The organism is Williamsia sp. SKLECPSW1 (genome assembly GCF_054332755.1).
The window spans coordinates 2414263-2432275 of the sequence record NZ_JBTGLI010000001.1 but is presented as its reverse complement, the minus strand read 5'-3'; the positions used below and the strand labels follow the sequence as shown (position 1 = coordinate 2432275).

Sequence of the window (18013 nt, the reverse complement as noted above, 5' to 3'; positions counted from 1 at the left end):
TCATCGCGATCGCGATCGAGACCGGACGAAGGAGACACCATGACCACATATGCCGTGACCGGGGCCACAGGACAGCTGGGATCGCGTGCGGTCGACGCGCTTCTCGCCCGGCGTGTCGCACCCACCGACGTGGTGGCGATCGTGCGCGATCCCGCCAAGGCCGACGCGCTGCGTGAGCGCGGCGTGGAGGTCCGCGTCGCCGACTACGCGGACGGGGCGGCCGTCCGCGCGGCCGTCGACGGCGTCGACCGGTTGCTGCTGGTCTCGGGGTCCGAGGTCGGCAGCCGTGTCCCCCAGCACTCGACGGTGATCGACGCCGCGCGCGAGGCGGGCGTGCGACTCATCGCCTACACGAGCATCCTGCGCGCCACCGAGAGCCGGCTGTCGCTGGCCACCGAGCACGTCGAGACCGAGAAGTTGCTCGCGTCGTCGGGGATCGACACGATCCTGCTGCGCAACGGCTGGTACTCGGAGAACTACACCGCCGCCCTCGCACCCACCCTCGCCGGCGGCGTGCTCTACGGCGCCGCCGGAGACGGCCGCGTCGCACCGGCCACGCGAGCCGACTACGCGACCGCCGCGGCCGCCGCGCTCGTCGACGGCATCGCGCGGACGTACGAGCTCGTCGGGGCCGAGAGCCTGTCCTACGACGACATCGCCGCGATCATCACGGAGGTGTCGGGCACACCGGTCCGCTACCAGGATCTGCCCCGGGCCGACTACGCCGCAGCCCTCGCCGACAACGGCGTCCCGGCCCCGATGAACGAGGTCCTCGCCGACTCCGACGCCGGCGTCGCGCGCGGCGATCTCGACGGGGACGCGACCGATCTCGCCACCCTCGTCGGCGGCACGCTGACGCCCTTCCGCGACGTGGTGCGCGCAGCGCTCTGATCGATCACCCGGCCGCGAACGAGTCGACGAGACGGTCGAGCACGACCAGCATCTCGGCTCGGGCGCGGTCGGGGTCGTCGGAGCCGGCGACGTAGAGCGCCGCCTCGTCGATCGCGGCGATCGCCACGTGCGCGAGCGGCCGCGTGGGTTGCTCCGCGATGGCCCCCGTCGCGATCGCGGCCTGCAGCAGCCCCTCCACCAGAGCCATGCCGAAGTGCTCCCCGCGGGCACGCCAGTCCTTCCACCCCATCACCGACGGCGCCTCGACGAGCACGATCGTCTGGGCGATCGGGTCGACGAACGCCTCGAGGAACACACGGCTCCCGAGGCGCATGGCGGCCAGCGGATCGGTCTCACCGGACTCGGCCACGCTGCGCGCGATGGCGTCGGTGATCTCGCCCTCCACCTCGTCGAAGACCGCGACGAACAGGCCCTTCTTGTCCCCGAAGTGGTGGTAGAGCGCCCCGCGTGTGACCCCTGCGGCGTCGACGATCGCCTGCGTCGCGACGTCGGCGAAGGGTGCCGCCCCGAACAGGGGGCGCGCGGCGGCCAGCAACGCGCTGCGCGTCGCGGCGTTCCGCTCGGACTGAGTACGGCGCTTCGGCCGATCGTTGACTTCCATACCGGTTGTATGTAACTTTCATACAGGCTGTTTGTATGTAACTTCCTTCGACGAGAGCGTATCCGACATGGCCGAGCATCACGCCCCCTCCACACAGTCACAGTTCGCCTCGACCATCGGGCCGATCCCCTACCGCGTCGTCGGACCCGACGACACCGATGCGCCGACCGCGGTGTTCGTCCACGGCGTCCTGGCCGACGACCGCCTCTGGTCGCGTGTGGCGGACCGTCTCGCGACGCGCGGAGTACGCAGCGTGATCCCCACGCTGCCGCTCGGCGCGCACACCGTCCCGATGGATCCGGACGCCGTCCTGTCCCCGACAACCGTCGCCGCCGCGATCGCCGGTCTGCTCGAGCACCTGGACATCTCCGAGGTGACCCTCGTCGGCAACGACACCGGCGGGGCGCTCTGCCAGTTCCTGCTGGCGGCGCACCCCGACCGCGTCGGACGGGTCGTGTTCACCAACTGCGACGCCTTCGACGTCTTCCCGCCGCGCCCCTTCCGGGAGGTGTTCGCGCTGCTGCGCCGGCCCGCGATCCTGCGCGCGATGATCCCGACGATGCGCCTCACCGCGCTGCGACACAGTCCGCTCGGCTACGGGCTGCTCGTCACCGATCGCGACGGCGCACTGACCCGGTCGTGGATCGACCCGTTGTTGACCGACGCGGCGATCCGACGGGATCTCGTCCGCTTCCTCGGGGCCATCCGTCCCGCCGACCTCGACGCGGTGACGCGGTCGCTGACGGGCTTCCGCCGACCCGTCTCCCTCGTGTGGGGTTCCGGCGACCGCTGTTTCACGACCGATCTCGGGCGGCGGCTCGCGGCGGTGTTCGACGACGCGACGTTCACCTCCGTCCCCGACGCCCGCACCTTCGTCCCGCTCGACGCCCCGGACGCGGTCGCCGACGCGGTGGTCGCGATCGCACAGCGCACCGGCGCCCGGCCCTGAGCGCTCGTCGCGAGGGTCATCCCTCCCTCGTGACGACCAGCCCCAGGACGACGACGGCGAAGGCAGCGGTGTGGAGCGCGGTCCGCACCAGGTTCCATGCCACCCACGACGACTCGAATGCCCGTCGCGCCGAGGCGGGATCGTCGAGTCCTGCCGACGCGAGCCGATCGTTGAGGGGGACGTTGAGCGCCACGGTGACGATCACACCGATCAGGTAGAGGACCGCCGCGGCGAGCGCCCACGGACCGAGGCGATCCGCGCGAAGCGTCCACCACGCGGCGAGCGCGAGCACCGACCCCCCGAAGAACAGGACCAGGAACACCGGGTTCAGGATCGCGACGTTGATGCGCTGCATCGCCACGACGAAGGTGCGGTCGTCGGCTCGGTGCAATCCCGGCATGACGGAGTAGGAGAACGCCGCGAACAACCCCGCGACGAGGCCGGAGCAGAGCACCGAGGCGACGAGCAGGAACGGTCGGGTGATGGTCATGGCACCAGCACACCGCGTCCGATCGAGACGATCCATGGCCTGAACGCTCACGACCATGTTCAATCGTCTCGTGGACGTGATCCGGTCGCTGCTCGACGGGCCACGCGCGAGCGACGCGTTCGTGTTGCGCATCGTGATGGCCTCGCCGTGGGCGCTGCGGATCGAGGACCGCGCGCCGCTGGCGTTGCTCGCCGTCGTCCGGGGGGACCTCGCGGTGACGTTCGACGACGGAGCGACCACCACGGCGACTGCCGGTGACGTGGTGCTGATCCGCGGGCCCGAACCGTACGTCGTGGCCGACCGGACCGGACGCGACATCACCGCCGTCGTCGACGCCGAGGGCGCCTGCCACACACGCAGCGGTGTCCCCCTGGACGGACACATGTCGCTCGGGGTCCGGACGTGGGGCAACGCCGACGACGTCGAATCCGGGGACGCGGTGATGCTGCTGGCGACGTACACGATGTCCGGCGAGGTGGGTGACGCCGTGACGCAGGCGCTCTCGCGCGTGACGGTGGTCGCGCAGGACGACGACCCACTGCGCCTGCTGTTCGAGACGGAGCTCGGACGTGAGGCACCCGGGCAGGGCGCGATCCTCGACCGCCTGGCCGACCTGCTGCTCGTCACCGGCCTGCGCTCGTGGTTGTCGCAGCCGGACACCGGTGTGCCGCGGTGGCTCGTCGCGCCGTCCGATCCGGTGATCGGTCACGCCGTGCGCCTGCTGCACAACAACATCGAGTGCGCGTGGACCGTCGCAGGCCTCGCTCGCGAGGTCGGCCTGTCCCGGGCCGCGTTCGCCCGCCGGTTCACCGAGGCGGTCGGCGAGCCCCCGATGCGCCACCTCACCCGACATCGCCTGTCGGTTGCCGCGGACCTGCTGGTCGGCACCGATCGCACCCTGGACTCGATCGCGACCGACGTCGGGTACAGCGGTGCGTTCGCGCTCAGCTCGGCGTTCACGCGCGAGCGGGGCATCAGTCCGGGCGCCCACCGCCGCGTGGCGAGGCGCAGCGGATGAGCCGGCTCAGTGCAGCACCGACAGGACGTTGCCCGACGGGTCGGTGAACCACGCGATGTCCGGACCCATCCCCGCCGACCGGCCGCGCATGACGCCCTTCTCGTCGCACGGCATCCCCTCGTACCGCAGCATCGTCACCCCTTTTGCGACGAGATCGTCGACGGCGGAGTCGATGTCGGTGACGGGGAGATTCAGGACGGTGAAGCCGGCGGGCTCGTGGTCGGGCTTGGGGTAGACGATGACACGGGTGCGCCGATCGAGATGCAGTGTCATGAGCCCCATCTCGGATCGCTCGGCCCGCAGACCCAGGGTCTGCGTGTAGAAGTCGGCCGCGGCGTCGACGTCACGGACGGCGAATCCGCTGAACGGGGTCATCGACGACTCCTGCGCCTCCCGTTCCATCGCGTCGGACAGGCGCATGATCTGCACGAGGTTGCCGTCGGGGTCGACGGCGGTGCCGAACCAGTTGCCGTCGCGGTTCTCGACGGCGGCGTGCCAGCCCAGCCCGAGTCGGTCGACCCGCTCGGCGGTGGCGGTCACGTCGTCCACCTCGACGTTCAGGATGACCCGGGCCGACTCCTGCGTGCGGCCCGAGACGTCGTCGCGGGAGTCGATCATGAGGTAGAAGCCGTCGAGGTCGACCACCTGGTAGCCCGAGCTGTCGCCGACGTGGTCGACGGAGGCGTCGAACACGTCGGCGTACCAGTCACGCAGACGGGTGGGGTCGTCGCTGGAGAGCAGTGCGCTGAAGATCGTTCCGGTGGCCATGTCGGTACAGACCGGTGCCGGCGTCGGAACTCATCGGTCGCCGGAGGGCTCGTCGGTCACCCGGGGATGCCGGGTGCGACGGGCACACAGGGCACCGGCACGGGGTGGGCGGGGTCGAGCGCGGACAGGACGATCGCGACGGTCCGCGGGGACGCCACCAGCGACAGGTGATCGGAGTGGTCCGCTGCGCAGGTGTCCTGCACGACGATGTTGCGCGTGCGCGGCCCCGGGACGAGTCCGTCGGTCCACGGCTCGACGATCCCGTCGTACCGCGTCAGCACGTTGGTGTAGTCGATGCCGGGTGAGTAGGGACTGCCGCCGGCGTTGATCGCCCGCATGAACGACGAGCCGTAGTCCTCCTCGTTGCACTCGGGATACGGCCAGACACTCGCCGGCAGACCGACGGCGCGGATGGCGGCGACGGCGTCGTCGCAGCCGGACGAGTCCTGCCCCTTCCAGTACGGCGCGAGCGAGACGTACTTCCCCACCACCGGCGCTCCGCCGCGGTACCGGACCCAGTACTGCGGCATCAGCGTCCCCTCGGAGTGGCCGACGATGTCGACCTTCGCGGCTCCGGTGGCCGCGCGCACGCGATCGACGAACGCGCCGAGCTGCCTCGAGCTGTCGACCATGCTCGTCAGCCCGCCGAGTCCGGAGATCGGGTAGGGCGAACCGGGCAGCGTCCCGTAGGTGAGTGCGAACACGCAGTACCCGGCGTTGGCGAGTGCCGGCGCGAGCGTCGCCCAGTTCGTCTGCCGGTTGCCCCCGGTGCCGTGGACGAGGATCACGGGGTCGGGATGGGCTGCGGACGGGCGACACCGGTAGTCGTTGGTGCCGGGCAGCGATCCGCCCGGGTTCGCCAGTTCCGCGCGGGCGCCGGCGAAGAAGTCGTAGGTGACCGGCAGCGGGGTGCGTGCCGACGCCGGCGCGGCGACACCGAGCACCGCCACGAGTGCGCATGCGAGAACGATCAGGCGACGGACCGCCACGGCGTCGACGAGGGGTGCCACCACGTCAGCGTACGGTCCCGCCTCGGACCGATTCCCGGATTCGACCGACGGAAACCGGCGCGTCGCGACGACGATGTGGTCGTGAGTGATGGACCCGGTCCCGAGGCGGTGCTGGCTGTGTACGACGAGGCCCTCCCCGCCGTCTACGGCTACGTGGTGCGCCGCTGCGGTGACCGCGTCGTGGCCGAGGACGTCACCTCCGAGACGTTCCTCGCCGCGATGGACTCGATGCGTCGGCCCGACCCGCCCACACCGACGACGGCGTGGTTGATCGGCGTCGCGCGCCACAAGCTGGCCGACCACTGGCGTCGCCAGGCGCGGACACCCGAACCGGTCGGCGACACCCCCGACGCCGGCCACGACGACTGGGACGTCGAACTCGACCGCCTGGTGGCCGAGTACACGCTCGCGCGGTGCACCCCGTTGCACCGGGCCGTGTTGACGCTGCGGTACGTCGACGACTGCACGGTCGGGCAGTGCGCGGACGCGCTGGGGCGCAGCGTCGCCGCGACGGAGTCCCTGCTCACCCGCGCCAAGCAGGAGTTCCGTTCCCGCTATCCGCACGAGAAGCAGCCCACCACCGCGCGAGGAGGTCGGCGATGAGCACCCACGATCCGCTGACCGTCCTGCGCGCCGACGACCGGCCCGTCACCCCCGACGCCACGTTCACCGAGCGCCTGCGCGAGCGGCTGCTGCGTGGTGCCGCCCTCCCCGAAGGAGTCGACATGTCCATCACCCTCGACCCCCCGACGCCGGCCACACCCACGGTCGAGCGCCCCGGTGCGCTCCCCTACCTCGCCGTCGCCGATGCGGCCGCCGCGATCGACTGGTACGTCGCGCATCTCGGCGCACGCCTGCGCGGCACACCGATCGAGATGGACGACGGCCGGATCGGCCACGCCGAGCTCGAGATGGGCGGCGGCGCGGTGTACCTCGCCGAGGCGTTCGGGGAGCTCGGGCTGGCGGCGCCCGCTCCCGGTGCCGTCTCGGTGAGCCTGATGCTCGCCGTCGACGACGCCGACGAGGCCGTCGCAGCAGCCGCCGCGGGTGGTGCCGCGGTGCAGCGGGAACCCTACGACGCGTACGGATCCCGCACGGGCGTCGTCGTCGACCCGTTCGGTCATCGGTGGATGTTGTCGGGTCCGTCGCCCTCCGACGCGGTCCGCGCCGATCGGGTCCGGCCGGGCGACATCGTTTACCTGTCGCTGTGGTGCCCCGACGCCGCACGCGCCGCCGCGTTCTACTCGTCGGTGCTGGGGTGGGAGGTCGAGGACGGGCAGGTGACGAACCTGTCGCACCGATTGGGCATCTCGGGGGCACCGGACCGTCGGACGATCTTCGCGGTCTACGCCGTCGACGACCTCGACGCGGCGCGCTCGGCCACCGTGGCCGCGGGCGGGGCGGTCCCCGACAACACCGCCGCGCGTCACGGTGCCGTCGATCTCGTCGACGCCCAGGGCGTGGAGTTCGCGGTCACCGTCCCCGACCCGTCGGAGCGGCGCGGCGAGACGCATCCGTCGGGGCACGGCGAGCTGACGTATCTCACCGTCTACACCCCCGACAGCGCGGTGTACCGCGACTTCTACGGGCAGGTGCTCGGCTGGGAGTTCTCGGCCGGTCGGATCGACGACGGGTGGGAGGTCGTCGACAGCCGCCCGCAGGTCGGGATGGCCGGCGGCGCGACGACGTCCGAGACCGTCGCGATGTGGGCCGTCGACGACATCGAGTCCGCGGTGCAGCGGGTGGTCGCCGCGGGTGGCCGGGTGACCGACCCGATCGCCCGGCAGCCGTACGCGACCACCGCGGAGTGCGTCGACGACCAGGGTCTCCGCTTCTGGCTCGCCCAGTACTGACCCCCACTCAGGCGGTGAGGATGCGGACCGCGTCGGCGAACTGGCCCGGGAGTTCCTGGGGCGGGTTGTGTCCGCAGGCCATCTCACGGACGGCGACGAGCTCGGTGAAGTGCGCGGCGTGATCCGCGCGCCCGTAGAGCGCTGCGACGGTGTCCTCGGTGGGATCGACGACGACGGTCGGCACGGTGATCGTCGGTGTCGTGGCCAATGCCGCCTCCGTCTCGTCGTAGGCCGGGTCGCCGTCGGCGAGGCCGTAGCGGTGTCGGTACGAGTGGACGGACACGTCGACGAAGTCGGGGTTGTCGAGCGCGGCGGCACTGGCCGCGAACTCCGAGTCCCCGAACCGCCATGTCGGTGACCACTCGGTCCAGAGGATCTGTGCGAACTCCTCACGGTGCGCGGCCAGTCCGCGTCGGCCGCGTTCGGAGTGGAGGTACCACTGGTACCAGTAGCGCTTCTCCAGACGAGGTGCGACAGGACCGGTCGCGGCGGCAGCGATGTCCTGGATCAGGTAACCCGACACACTGACGAGGCCGGACACCAGCTCCGGCCATCGGGCCGCGACGACGCACGCCGCCCGGCCACCCCAGTCGTATCCGGCGACGACGGGCTGCGTCAGATCCAGCGCCTCGATCAGGTCGCGCAGGTCGTGCCCGAGCGCGGCCTGCTGTCCCGATCGGGGCGTCGTGTCGTCGACGAATCGCGTCGAGCCGAATCCCCGCAGATGGGGTACGACGACGTCGTGCCCGGTGTCGGCGAGGAGTCTCGCGACGTCGTCGTATCCGCGCGGGCTGTACGGGAAGCCGTGCAGCAGAACGACAGCGGGACCTCCGCGGTCACCGGTGCGTTCCACCGTGACGTCGAGGACTCCGGCCCGGACCGTGGAGGACTCCATGGCCTCGATGATGCCCGTTCGCCGGGGGAGCAGCGCGATCGACCGCCTGGTTCTCCCTCACAGCATCCTGCGCAGCAGCGTCACCGCGCGGTCGCTGTACGGCGGATAGATGAGCGACAGATCGGGTTTCGCCGGCTTGGCCAACACCGCCTTGCGGTGACTGAGCGCCTCGAACCCCCACCTGCCGTGGTAGGCGCCCGTCCCGCTGGCCCCGACGCCACCGAACGGGAGCTGCGGGATCAGGCAGTGCATCGCGATGTGGTTGACCACCGCCCCGCCGGACGGGATGGAATCGATCATGCGCTGCGCCAACGCCTTCGACGACGTGAACACATAGCTGGCGAGCGGCTTGGGTCGGGCGTTGACGAACATGATGGCGGCGTCGGGCGAGTCGACGGTGATCACCGGGAGGATCGGCCCGAAGATCTCGTTCTCCATCAGGGCGTCAGCCGGATCGGGGTCGAGGACGATCGTCGGCTCGATCCGCACGTTCTCGCGGTCGACACCGCCGCCGAGGACCACGCGGCCGGTCGTCGTCTCGAGGTAGGACGCCAGTCGGTCGAACTGCCGCTCGTTCACGATCGGGACGGTCGGTTCGGACTTGTCGGAGCGGAACTCGGCGATGGTCGTACGGATCTTGTCGACCAGGGTCTCCACGACGGACGGGTCCGCGAGGACGTAGTCGGGGGCGATGCAGGTCTGTCCGGAGTTGAGCAGCTTCGTCCAGGCGATGCGGCGGGCGGCGACGTCCAGGTCGGCGTCGGCGGCGACGTACACCGGGCTCTTGCCTCCCAGTTCGAGCGTCACCGGCGTGAGAGTGGGTGCCGCGGCGGCCATGATCTTGCGACCCACCTCCGTGCCGCCGGTGAACACGGCGTGATCGAACCCGAGGGCGAGCAGGTCCTGCGTGGTCTGCGCGGCCCCCTCGACGACGCGGAACGCCGTCGTGTCGAGGTACTGCGGCACGATCCGCGCGAGCAACGCCGACGAGGCCGGCGCCATCTCCGACGGCTTGAGCACGGCGCAGTTGCCGGCCGCGATCGCTGCCACCAGTGGGCCGAGCGTGAGGTAGACGGGGTAATTCCACGGCCCGATGACGAGGACGACGCCGAGCGGTTCGTACTGGACCCAGCCGCGCGCGGGCAGCTGCGCGAGCGGCATCGACTGGCGCTGCCGTTTCATCCACTTCTTGAGGTTCTTGCGCGCGAAGGTCGCCTCGCCCTTGGTGGACGCGACGTCCCCCAGCCACGCGTCGAACCCGGCACGTCCCAGGTCGGCGTCGAGGGCGGCGACGATCTCGTCCTCACGCTCGTCGAGCATCCGCTCGAGGGCCGCGAGCTGCCCGGTCCGCCATGCGAGGTCTCGGGTCGCACCCGTCGCGTGATGACGCCGGAGATCGGCGAGCAGGCTCGGGTCGACGCGACCCTCCGGGCCGGGATCGACCCGGTCTCCGTCGACCGGGGTCGTGGGTGCAGCCATGGTGGTCCTTCCCTCTCCGCGATCACCGACGACGTCGGACACACGACGTCGCCCGTCGATGCCATCCTCGCGCATCGAGACCGGGAGGTCGGGCGGAATCGAGGTCTCCGCCGTGTCGAACCGTCGTCGCCGGCGGACTGTCGGGCCGGGTCATCGCAGGGTGTAGGGCATCGACCGGACGGCGTGGACGAAGTTGCCGACGAGTGGTTCGGGCTCGCCGAGCGTGAGTCCCGGAGCGCGGGTGAGCAACTGGCCGAACAACTCCCGCAGCTGCGTCCTGGCCAGGAACGCACCCATGCAGTAGTGCGGGCCGCCGCCACCGAAGCCCAGGTGCGGGTTCGGCGAGCGGGTGAGGTCGAGGCGATGCGGGTCGTCGAAGACCGTGTCGTCGCGGTTGCCGGAGGGATAGAGGAGCAGCACCCACTCCCCCGCCCGGATCTGCTGTCCGGCGAGCTCGGTGTCGACCACGGCCGTCCGTCGGAACGTCATCACCGGGGTGGCCCACCGGACGAACTCCTCGACCGCCGTGGGCATGACACGGTCGAGGTCGTCGACGAGCAGGCGGCGCTCATCGGGGTTGTCCTGCAACGCCTTCGCGACGAGGCTGACGGTGTTGCGGGTGGTGTCGTTGCCGGCGACCGACAAGAGCACGAAGAACGCCGCGATCTCGTCGTCGGTGAGCCGGGCGCCCTCGACATCCGCCTCCACCAGCGCGGTCATCAGGTCGTCCTGTGGGTGCGAACGGCGCGCGTCGGCGAGAGCGGTCGCGAGACCCAGGAGTGCGACGAGGGATTCGGCGAGAACCGCACCCGGCTCGCGACCGGCGGCGACGTCGGGGTCGTTCCACGAGACGAGGCCGTCGGCGTGGTGGGCGCCGGCCTCCCGTTGCTCGGGCGGCAGACCCATCATCTCGTAGATGGTCCACATGGGCAGGCGCCTGCTCACCGCCGCGACGAAATCGCCCTCGGGGTGGGCGAGGAGGTCGTCGACGATCGCGATCGCCTGGTGATGGATCTGGTCGGCGATCGCCGCGATCCGCCGTGGCGTGAACGCGGTGCTCACCAACCGACGCAGCGACGTGTGGCGTTTCCCGTCCATCGCGAGGAACGACATCGACGCCTCGAGGATCTCCGCGGGAACCTCTTCGATCATCACGCCCCGACCGGAGGTGAACAGGTCGGGATGCTTGCTGACATGGGCGATGTCGGAGTGGCGGGCGACGGCCCAGACACCGGGCTGCTCGGGCACCATCAGGCCGCCCTCGACGGGCGGGTGCCAGCTGACGGGCGCGTCGGCCCGCAGCCGCGCGAACGTGGCCTGGCGATCGGCGGCGCTGCCGGACCAGAACGACAGCGCCGAGATCGAGTCGGGGTGGAACATGCGGTCCGTCGACGGTGCGCTCACCCGCGCCTCCTCGTTCTGATCGGGATCAGCCTCTGCTATGAGGTGCGTCACAGTAACATAAGTCATGTTATGGCCCCCGGAGGGGAGAGCAGAAGGTCACGGTCGGCGACTCGACGGATGTACGGACCTCTAGGCTGGGGACATGCCCGCCACGACGACGCGACTCGCGTACCTCGAGACGGGCCTGTCGGTTCTCGCCGACCTGGGGTACGGCGGTCTCAAGCTGGCCGAGGTGTGTCGGCGCCTGGGCGTCACGTCGGGCTCCTTCTACCACTTCTTCCCGAACTGGAGCACCTACACCTCGGAGCTGATCGCGCACTGGCAGAGCGAGAGCAACACCGCACTCATCCGCCATGTGCGCTCCGAGACCGATCCCCGTCGCCGCATCGACATCCTGCGCGGGATCGCGATGTCGCTGCCGTATCACGCCGAGGCGGCCATCCGGACCTGGAGCAGCCTCGACGCCGAGGTCCGCGCGGTGCAGCGAGAGGTCGACGCCTCTCGATACGAGGTGCTCGTGGAGTCGGCCGAGGCGATCATGGGCGATCGGCGGGGTGCCGAGTACTTCGCGAAGTGGGCCATGTACCTGCTCGTCGGCTACGAACAGGTCACCCTCGACGACGACCCCGAGGCGTTGTCCTGGCTGCTCACCCGCGCCGAGGAGTCCCTCGACGCGGCACGTCCCGCCGACCGCTGACCCGCGGCAGAACTCAGGACGGCGCCAGGAACGCCTGCAGCGCAGCCGAATAGGTCGCGATGTCCGAGGCGCCCATGATCTCGCGAGCACTGTGCATCGCCAGCTGCGGGGCACCGACGTCGACGGTCGACAGCCCGGTCCGCGTCGCGGTGATCGGGCCGATCGTGGAACCGCAGGGCAGGTCGGCCCGGTGGACGTAACGCTGCAACGGGACTCCCGCGTCGTCGCAGGCGAGCGCGAACTCCGCCTCGCCGGTCGCGTCGCTGGCGTAGCGCAGGTTCTGGTTCACCTTGAGCACCGGACCGCCGTTCACGGCGATGGTGTGCGAGGGCTCGTGACGGTCGGGGTAATTGGGGTGCGTGGCGTGCGCCATGTCGCCCGATGCGCAGACACTGCCCGCCATCGTCGCCAGGAACGCGTCGCGGTCTCCGCCGCGGGCGAGGACGATGCGTTCGAGCACGGTGATCAGGAAGTCCGACGCCGCACCGCGATCGGAGGCGCTTCCCACCTCCTCGTGGTCGAACAGGGCGAGGACACGGATCGCGTCGCCGCCGGTCGCGCGCTCCGCCGAGTCGAGCAGTGCGCGCAATCCCGCGTAGCAGGTGCCCTGGTTGTCGAGACGGGGCGCGCTGACGAGATCCCGCCCGGCACCCACGACGGCACTCGGCGCGAGATCGTGGGTCATGAGCTCCCAGCCGAGGACGTCGCCGACGGACACACCGGCCCGATCGGCCACGGTCGCGAGGAAGCCCGGGCCCGCCGGGTCCCCCCACAGCGCGTTGACGTGCCGCTGCGGGTCCAGCGCCACCCCCTTGCGGTCCTCGGAGAGATGGATCGCCAACTGCGGCACGCGCAGTACGGGCTCGTCGATGCGGACACGGACCTGTCGTGGGCCGGCGGCACCGCGGACCGCCAGGCGACCGGAGACACCCAGGTCCCGGTCGAGCCAGGAGTTCGTCCAGGCGCCGCCGTACGGTTCGAGCGCGATCATCGCCAGTCCGGCCGAGATGTACTCGGGGTGCTGCTTCACCCGCAGGTTCGGACTGTCGGTGTGACCGCCCACGATGCGGAAGGTCGTCGACCCCGCACCCGCTGCCGTCGCGTCCCACGCGATCACCGATCCGCCGCGGACGACGAAGAACCGTCCACCGGAACCGGTTCCGGTCGCGGACCCCCAGGGGTCGGTCTCGACGAGCTCGGTCCAGCCGGCGGCACGCAGGGCGTCGGCGACGGTGGCGCAGACATGGAACGGCGACGGGGACGCGTCGACGAATCCGCACAGTCCCGCGGCGTCGGCGGTGGTGGCGATCATGGTCAGGCGGACGCGAGGACGGCGTCGAGCGCAGAGAAGAACAGGCCGAGGCCGTCGTCGCTCGGTCCGGTCAGCGGCTCGGTCGCGTGCTCGGGATGCGGCATGAGGCCGACGACCCGCTTGTCGGCGCTGGCGATGCCGGCGATCGCGTTGAGCGACCCGTTCGGGTTGTCCCCGGCATAGCGGAACACGACACGCCCCTCCCCCTCCAACTCGGCGAGGACCTCGTCGGATGCGACGTAGCGGCCCTCCCCCGACTTCAGCGGGACGAGGATCTCGGCGCCGGGCTCGAAGCGGCTGCTCCAGGCGGTGTCGGTGGAGACGACCTCGAGCCACTGGTCACGGCACACGAAGTGCAGGCCGACGTTGCGGGTGAGGGCGCCGGGCAGCAGGCCGGCCTCGCAGAGGACCTGGAACCCGTTGCAGATCCCCAGGATCGGGGTACCGCGGGTCGCCGCCTGTACGACCGCACCCATCATCGGCGCGAACCGCGCGATCGCACCGGCACGCAGGTAGTCGCCGTAGGAGAACCCGCCCGGGACGACGACGGCGTCGACCCCCTGCAGGTCGGCGTCGGCGTGCCACAGGGCGACGGGTTCGGCACCGGCGAGTCGGACGGCCCGGGCGGCGTCGACGTCGTCGAGGGTGCCCGGGAAGGTGATGACGCCGATGCGTGCGGTCACGCCTGCACCCGGCTGACGGTGAAGTCCTCGATCACGGTGTTGGCCAACAGTTCCGAGGCGATCCGTTCGAGCGTCACGTCGTCGACGTCACCGTCGAGGTCGAGCTCGAACCGCTTGCCCTGTCGGACGTCGGCGACACCGGAGAAACCGAGACGCCCCAGCGCCCCGACGATCGCCTGGCCCTGGGGGTCGAGGATCTCGGCCTTGGGCATCACGTCGACCACCACACGCGCCATGGACACACTCCCGTTCGTCTGTCGTCGTCCCGGCCCGACCGACTACCGGACGAGCCGCGTCGCGCGTCGGGACCGCCGGGGACCAGCGGTCATGCTACCGGGCGACGTCCGTGCGCTCGCGTGCCCCGCGGGGCGGTCAGGCGGCGCTGTGGCCCGCCCGGCTGGACGTCAACTCGCGGTAGGTCGCGGGGGTCATCCCGTGGTGTCGCGCGAGGTCGATGCAGTCGAGGAACGTCTGGCGCGCCGGCGCCGTCGCGAGATGCTTTCCGGCGATGGAGAGGCGGACGTCGCCACCGCGGCGTGCGGTGCGGTTCGTGGCGGCGACCACCATGCGACACCACCACGCGTCCACCCGGAAACCGTCGCCGAAGCCCAGGACCCGGGCCCGCGTCGACGTACCGGTGACGAGGTCGTCCCAGCCGGTGAAGCCGAGGTTGACGTGGAATCCTGCGCGCGGCAGCGCTGTCAGCGCGCCGGGCGACGCGGTCCACCGCGGGGCGGCGAAGATCCGCGTCCGCAGTCCGCACGTCTCCAGCACCCGGTCGGCGGCGGCCAGTCGGAGCCCGGCCTCATGCGCGTCGATCACCGCGAACTCGCCACGGCGTCGCTTCGTGGGCGCCTGGTCGTACCCGTGCAGCACGACGGCGTCCGCTCCCGATCGCCGCTCCCGCAACCAGTCGACCGTCGTCGGGTCCTCGTGCAGGCGGTATCCGTGCTTCAGTCGCGGCGACACCAGCAGCGACACCGGTACGTCGCGGGCGGCGAGCTCGTCGACGAGCAGACGCACGTCGTCGAACGTCTCGGCGCGGATGCCCGAGACCGACACATACAGCCGACCACTCATGCCACCGAGTGTGATCGGCGCAGGTGAGCCGTCGGTGGCATCGACGTGTACGGGGGCGGAACGGCAGGGGAGATCCGTCCCGTCGCGTCTCAGTGCGGCAGCACGCCCTCGATCGCCTCGATGACCTCGGGTGCGTCGGGCTCGGTGCGGGGACGGAAGCGTCGGACGACGGTCCCGTCGGCGTCGACGAGGAACTTCTCGAAGTTCCACTGCACGTCACCGGCCTCGCCGTCGGCGTCGGCGGTCTTCGTGAGCTCCGCGTAGAGCGGGTGACGGTTCTCGCCGTTGACCTCGGTCTTCTCGAGCAACGGGAAGGTGACGCCGTACGTCGTCGAGCAGAACGTCTCGATCTCCTCGGCGGTGCCGGGCTCCTGGCCCATGAACTGGTTGCAGGGGACGCCGACGACGGTGAGTCCACGGTCGCGGTAGTCCTCGGCGATCTTCTCCAGCCCCGTGTACTGCGGGGTGAGGCCGCATCTGCTCGCCACGTTGACGACGAGGACAGGTCCGCCGAACTGGCCGAGGGTGGCCTCCTCGCCGCGCAGGGTCGTCACCGGGATCTCGCTGATCGTCGTCATGCAGCCGAGCCTAGCCACGCAGCAGGCGCGCGGGAACCGTCGAGATCGACGCACGTGTGACCCCGGTCTCGACGCCCACACCCGGGTGACCGATGGCACAGTCACTTGCGGTGGCGTCGATAGTTGCGTGTGCGTTAGCTTTTTCTGGTGCGTGGGGAGACAGCGGGTGAGGTGACGACCGAGGCGGCGTTCGACGTCCTCAGCGAGTTCCTCAGTCGACTCCTCACGACCGCCGAGGTCGACGCGATCGACGGACTCGCCTCCAGCGACATCTCCTTCGCCCATTTCCGCACCCTCATGGTGCTCGCGGGTCGGGCGCGTGCCCTTTCCCTCAACGAGTTGAGCGAAGAACTGCACCTGTCCCTCGCCGCCACGGGACGCAACGTCGACAAGTTGGTCGGCATGGGTCTGGTCGACCGTCGCGAGGACCACGCCGACCGACGGGTCAAGCGGGTGTCGCTCACCGACGAGGGACACCACCGCGTCACCGAACATCTCGACCGCAAAGAAGACGAGTTCCGGAATTTCCTGGACCGTCTGCCCGCTGCACTCCGCGACGACCTCCACCAGGTCCTGCACTCGATAGTCACCGGGGACTATCTCGCCGATCCCGATCCGGTGTTCGTACACCGCACTCAGAAAGCGAACCGATGACCACCACGCAAGCCACGTCGACGCCTGCCGCCGACTCGCCACCCGGCCTCGACGCCCGCACCCTCAAGGTCGCGGCCGTCGTCGTGCTCGGCGCCATCATGTCCATCCTCGACACCACCGTCGTGGCCGTCGCGCAGAACACCTTCCAGGACGTGTTCAGCACCTCGGCCGCCAACGCTGCGTGGTCGGCGACCGGCTACACCCTCGCACTGGCCGCGGTCATCCCGCTATCGAGCTGGGCGAGTGCACGTTTCGGCACCAAGAACGTCTACCTGACCTCGCTCGTGCTGTTCGTGCTCGGCTCGGTGCTGTGCGCGTTCGCATGGAACATCGGATCCCTGGTCGCCTTCCGCATGCTGCAGGGCGCCGGCGGCGGCATGCTGATGCCCGTCGGCATGATGATCCTCACCCGCGCGGCCGGCCCGGAGCGCGTCGGCTCGATCATGGCCGTGCTGGGCATCCCGATGCTGTTGGGCCCCATCGCCGGACCGATCCTCGGTGGCGTGCTCATCGAGTTCGTGTCGTGGCACTGGATCTTCCTGATCAACGTCCCCATCGGCATCGCGGCGATCGTGTACTCGGCATGGGTTCTCGACAACGACGAGGAGAAGACGCGTCCGTCGTTCGACTTCGTCGGTCTGCTGCTGCTGTCGCCCGGCCTCGCGGTCTTCCTGTTCGGCGTCTCGTCGTCGAACGAGGCGGGCACGTTCCTGGCGGCGAAGGTGTTGATCCCCATGGCGATCGGCGCGGTGCTCATCGTGGCGTTCGTGCTCCACGCACTGCGCGGGAAGAAGCCGCTGCTCGACCTGCGGCTGTTCAAGAACAGCACGCTGAGCGTCACCATCGTGACGTTCACGTTCTTCCTGATCGCGTTCTTCGGTGCGTCCCTGCTGTTCCCGCAGTACTTCATCGGCGTGCGTGGCGAGTCGACCCTGATGGCCGGCCTGCTGGTCGCTCCGCAGGGCATCGGCGCCATGATCACCATGCCGATCGCGGGCCGCATGACCGACAAGATCGGTCCGGGCAAGTTCGTGCTCACCGGCATCGTCCTCATCGCCATCGGCCTGGGCGCGTTCATGTTCCTCGGTGCCGACACGTCCTACTGGTTGCTCGGTGCGGCGCTGTTCGTCCAGGGGCTCGGCATGGGCATGTCGATGATGCCGATGATGTCCGCGGCGCTGGCGACCCTGAAGGCCGAGAGCGTCGCCGACGGCTCGACGCTGGTCAACGTCGTCCAGCAGACCGCCGCGTCGATCGGTACCGCGGTCATCTCGGTGATCCTGGCGACCAACCTCAAGTCGCTGGTGCCGCCGACCCCGTCGGCTGCCGCCGGGGCGTTCGGTGACACGTTCGTCGTCGCCGTCGTTCTCATCGTGATCTGCCTGGTGCCGGCGTTCTTCCTGCCCCGCAAGAAGGTCGCGGTCGCCACCCCGGACGGCGAACCCGCCGCGCCGGTGATGATGCACTGACACACTCGACCGACCAACGGCCCCCGGCACCCGCCGGGGGCCGTTCGTCGATTGGGCGGTTCCAGACGTCGGTTGGGCGGTTCCAGACGTCGATTGGGCGGTTCCAGACGTCGATTGGGCAATCGCGTCACCGCGGAACCGATTCGACGCCGGCTGCGTCC

Annotated in this window: 20 protein-coding genes; 8 read left to right on the top strand and 12 right to left on the bottom strand. The window is 70.3% G+C overall.

Annotated features, from left to right (window positions below; translation table 11 throughout):
- Positions 1-39 precede the first annotated feature (39 nt).
- A complete protein-coding gene (locus ACXVUM_RS11400; protein ID WP_458521896.1) occupies positions 40-891 on the top strand; it encodes an SDR family oxidoreductase in 852 nt (283 codons plus the stop codon).
- A 4-nt stretch (positions 892-895) separates the two neighbouring features.
- Here the strand turns inward: ACXVUM_RS11400 and ACXVUM_RS11395 are convergent, their stop codons facing one another.
- Positions 896-1513, bottom strand: a complete 618-nt coding sequence (locus tag ACXVUM_RS11395; protein WP_458521895.1) for a TetR/AcrR family transcriptional regulator — start codon at positions 1511-1513, stop codon at positions 896-898.
- 67 nt (positions 1514-1580) lie between these two features.
- Here ACXVUM_RS11395 and ACXVUM_RS11390 point away from each other — a divergent pair, with 67 nt between their 5' ends.
- Complete coding sequence (locus tag ACXVUM_RS11390; protein ID WP_458521894.1) at positions 1581-2462, top strand: alpha/beta fold hydrolase; 882 nt, start codon at positions 1581-1583, stop codon at positions 2460-2462.
- Between the two features lie 16 nt (positions 2463-2478).
- Here the strand turns inward: ACXVUM_RS11390 and ACXVUM_RS11385 are convergent, their stop codons facing one another.
- Positions 2479-2952, bottom strand: coding sequence for an anthrone oxygenase family protein (locus ACXVUM_RS11385; protein ID WP_458521893.1), 474 nt, complete (start codon positions 2950-2952; stop codon positions 2479-2481).
- Between the two features lie 70 nt (positions 2953-3022).
- On the opposite strand from ACXVUM_RS11385, the gene ACXVUM_RS11380 reads away from it, so the two are divergent.
- A complete protein-coding gene (locus ACXVUM_RS11380; RefSeq protein ID WP_458522856.1) occupies positions 3023-3970 on the top strand; it encodes a cupin domain-containing protein in 948 nt (315 codons plus the stop codon).
- Positions 3971-3976: 6 nt separating this feature from the next.
- Here the strand turns inward: ACXVUM_RS11380 and ACXVUM_RS11375 are convergent, their stop codons facing one another.
- Both ACXVUM_RS11375 and ACXVUM_RS11370 read right to left on the bottom strand, forming a co-directional pair.
- Entirely contained in the window at positions 3977-4738 is a 762-nt protein-coding gene (locus ACXVUM_RS11375) for a VOC family protein (protein WP_458521892.1), read from the bottom strand.
- A gap of 56 nt (positions 4739-4794) precedes the next feature.
- Entirely contained in the window at positions 4795-5748 is a 954-nt protein-coding gene (locus tag ACXVUM_RS11370) for an esterase/lipase family protein (RefSeq protein ID WP_458521891.1), read from the bottom strand.
- A gap of 108 nt (positions 5749-5856) precedes the next feature.
- Here ACXVUM_RS11370 and ACXVUM_RS11365 point away from each other — a divergent pair, with 108 nt between their 5' ends.
- Positions 5857-6351 carry an RNA polymerase sigma factor gene (locus ACXVUM_RS11365; RefSeq protein ID WP_458522855.1) on the top strand — a complete coding sequence of 165 codons (495 nt, stop codon included), beginning with the start codon at positions 5857-5859 and terminating at the stop codon, positions 6349-6351.
- Complete coding sequence (locus tag ACXVUM_RS11360) at positions 6348-7601, top strand: VOC family protein (RefSeq protein ID WP_458521890.1); 1254 nt, start codon at positions 6348-6350, stop codon at positions 7599-7601. The genes ACXVUM_RS11365 and ACXVUM_RS11360 overlap by 4 nt, the downstream gene beginning before the upstream one ends.
- A 7-nt stretch (positions 7602-7608) precedes the next feature.
- On the opposite strand, the gene ACXVUM_RS11355 is transcribed toward ACXVUM_RS11360, so the two are convergent.
- The 3 genes from ACXVUM_RS11355 to ACXVUM_RS11345 form a co-directional block, all read right to left on the bottom strand.
- Positions 7609-8496 (bottom strand): alpha/beta fold hydrolase, encoded by an 888-nt coding sequence (locus tag ACXVUM_RS11355; protein ID WP_458521889.1) that lies wholly within the window; start codon positions 8494-8496, stop codon positions 7609-7611.
- 57 nt (positions 8497-8553) lie between these two features.
- Positions 8554-9975, bottom strand: a complete 1422-nt coding sequence (locus ACXVUM_RS11350; protein ID WP_458521888.1) for an aldehyde dehydrogenase family protein — start codon at positions 9973-9975, stop codon at positions 8554-8556.
- 150 nt (positions 9976-10125) lie between these two features.
- Positions 10126-11355, bottom strand: a complete 1230-nt coding sequence (locus tag ACXVUM_RS11345; RefSeq protein WP_458522854.1) for a cytochrome P450 — start codon at positions 11353-11355, stop codon at positions 10126-10128.
- Positions 11356-11521: 166 nt separating this feature from the next.
- On the opposite strand from ACXVUM_RS11345, the gene ACXVUM_RS11340 reads away from it, so the two are divergent.
- Positions 11522-12076 (top strand): TetR/AcrR family transcriptional regulator, encoded by a 555-nt coding sequence (locus ACXVUM_RS11340; RefSeq protein ID WP_458521887.1) that lies wholly within the window; start codon positions 11522-11524, stop codon positions 12074-12076.
- A gap of 13 nt (positions 12077-12089) precedes the next feature.
- Here ACXVUM_RS11340 and ACXVUM_RS11335 read toward each other — a convergent pair whose 3' ends face one another.
- The 5 genes from ACXVUM_RS11335 to ACXVUM_RS11315 all read right to left on the bottom strand — a co-directional run bounded on the left by ACXVUM_RS11335 (position 12090) and on the right by ACXVUM_RS11315 (position 15729).
- The gene (locus ACXVUM_RS11335) at positions 12090-13388 is read right to left on the bottom strand and encodes a M18 family aminopeptidase (RefSeq protein ID WP_458521886.1); all 1299 of its coding nucleotides are present in this window, start codon (positions 13386-13388) and stop codon (positions 12090-12092) included.
- A 2-nt stretch (positions 13389-13390) separates the two neighbouring features.
- Positions 13391-14071: a phosphoribosylformylglycinamidine synthase subunit PurQ gene (gene purQ / locus ACXVUM_RS11330; RefSeq protein WP_458521885.1), complete on the bottom strand. Its 681-nt coding sequence runs from the start codon at positions 14069-14071 to the stop codon at positions 13391-13393.
- On the bottom strand, positions 14068-14307 hold the full coding sequence (gene purS, locus ACXVUM_RS11325; protein ID WP_458521884.1) for a phosphoribosylformylglycinamidine synthase subunit PurS: 240 nt from the start codon (positions 14305-14307) through the stop codon (positions 14068-14070). The genes purQ and purS overlap by 4 nt, the downstream gene beginning before the upstream one ends.
- Before the next feature lie 136 nt (positions 14308-14443).
- Positions 14444-15151, bottom strand: coding sequence for a DUF2334 domain-containing protein (locus tag ACXVUM_RS11320; protein ID WP_458521883.1), 708 nt, complete (start codon positions 15149-15151; stop codon positions 14444-14446).
- An 89-nt stretch (positions 15152-15240) separates the two neighbouring features.
- The gene (locus ACXVUM_RS11315) at positions 15241-15729 is read right to left on the bottom strand and encodes a glutathione peroxidase (RefSeq protein WP_458521882.1); all 489 of its coding nucleotides are present in this window, start codon (positions 15727-15729) and stop codon (positions 15241-15243) included.
- Between the two features lie 147 nt (positions 15730-15876).
- On the opposite strand from ACXVUM_RS11315, the gene ACXVUM_RS11310 reads away from it, so the two are divergent.
- Together ACXVUM_RS11310 and ACXVUM_RS11305 are read left to right on the top strand one after the other, a co-directional pair.
- A complete protein-coding gene (locus ACXVUM_RS11310) occupies positions 15877-16383 on the top strand; it encodes a MarR family winged helix-turn-helix transcriptional regulator (RefSeq protein WP_458521881.1) in 507 nt (168 codons plus the stop codon).
- Positions 16380-17852 carry a DHA2 family efflux MFS transporter permease subunit gene (locus ACXVUM_RS11305; protein WP_458521880.1) on the top strand — a complete coding sequence of 491 codons (1473 nt, stop codon included), beginning with the start codon at positions 16380-16382 and terminating at the stop codon, positions 17850-17852. The genes ACXVUM_RS11310 and ACXVUM_RS11305 overlap by 4 nt, the downstream gene beginning before the upstream one ends.
- Positions 17853-18013 lie beyond the last annotated feature (161 nt).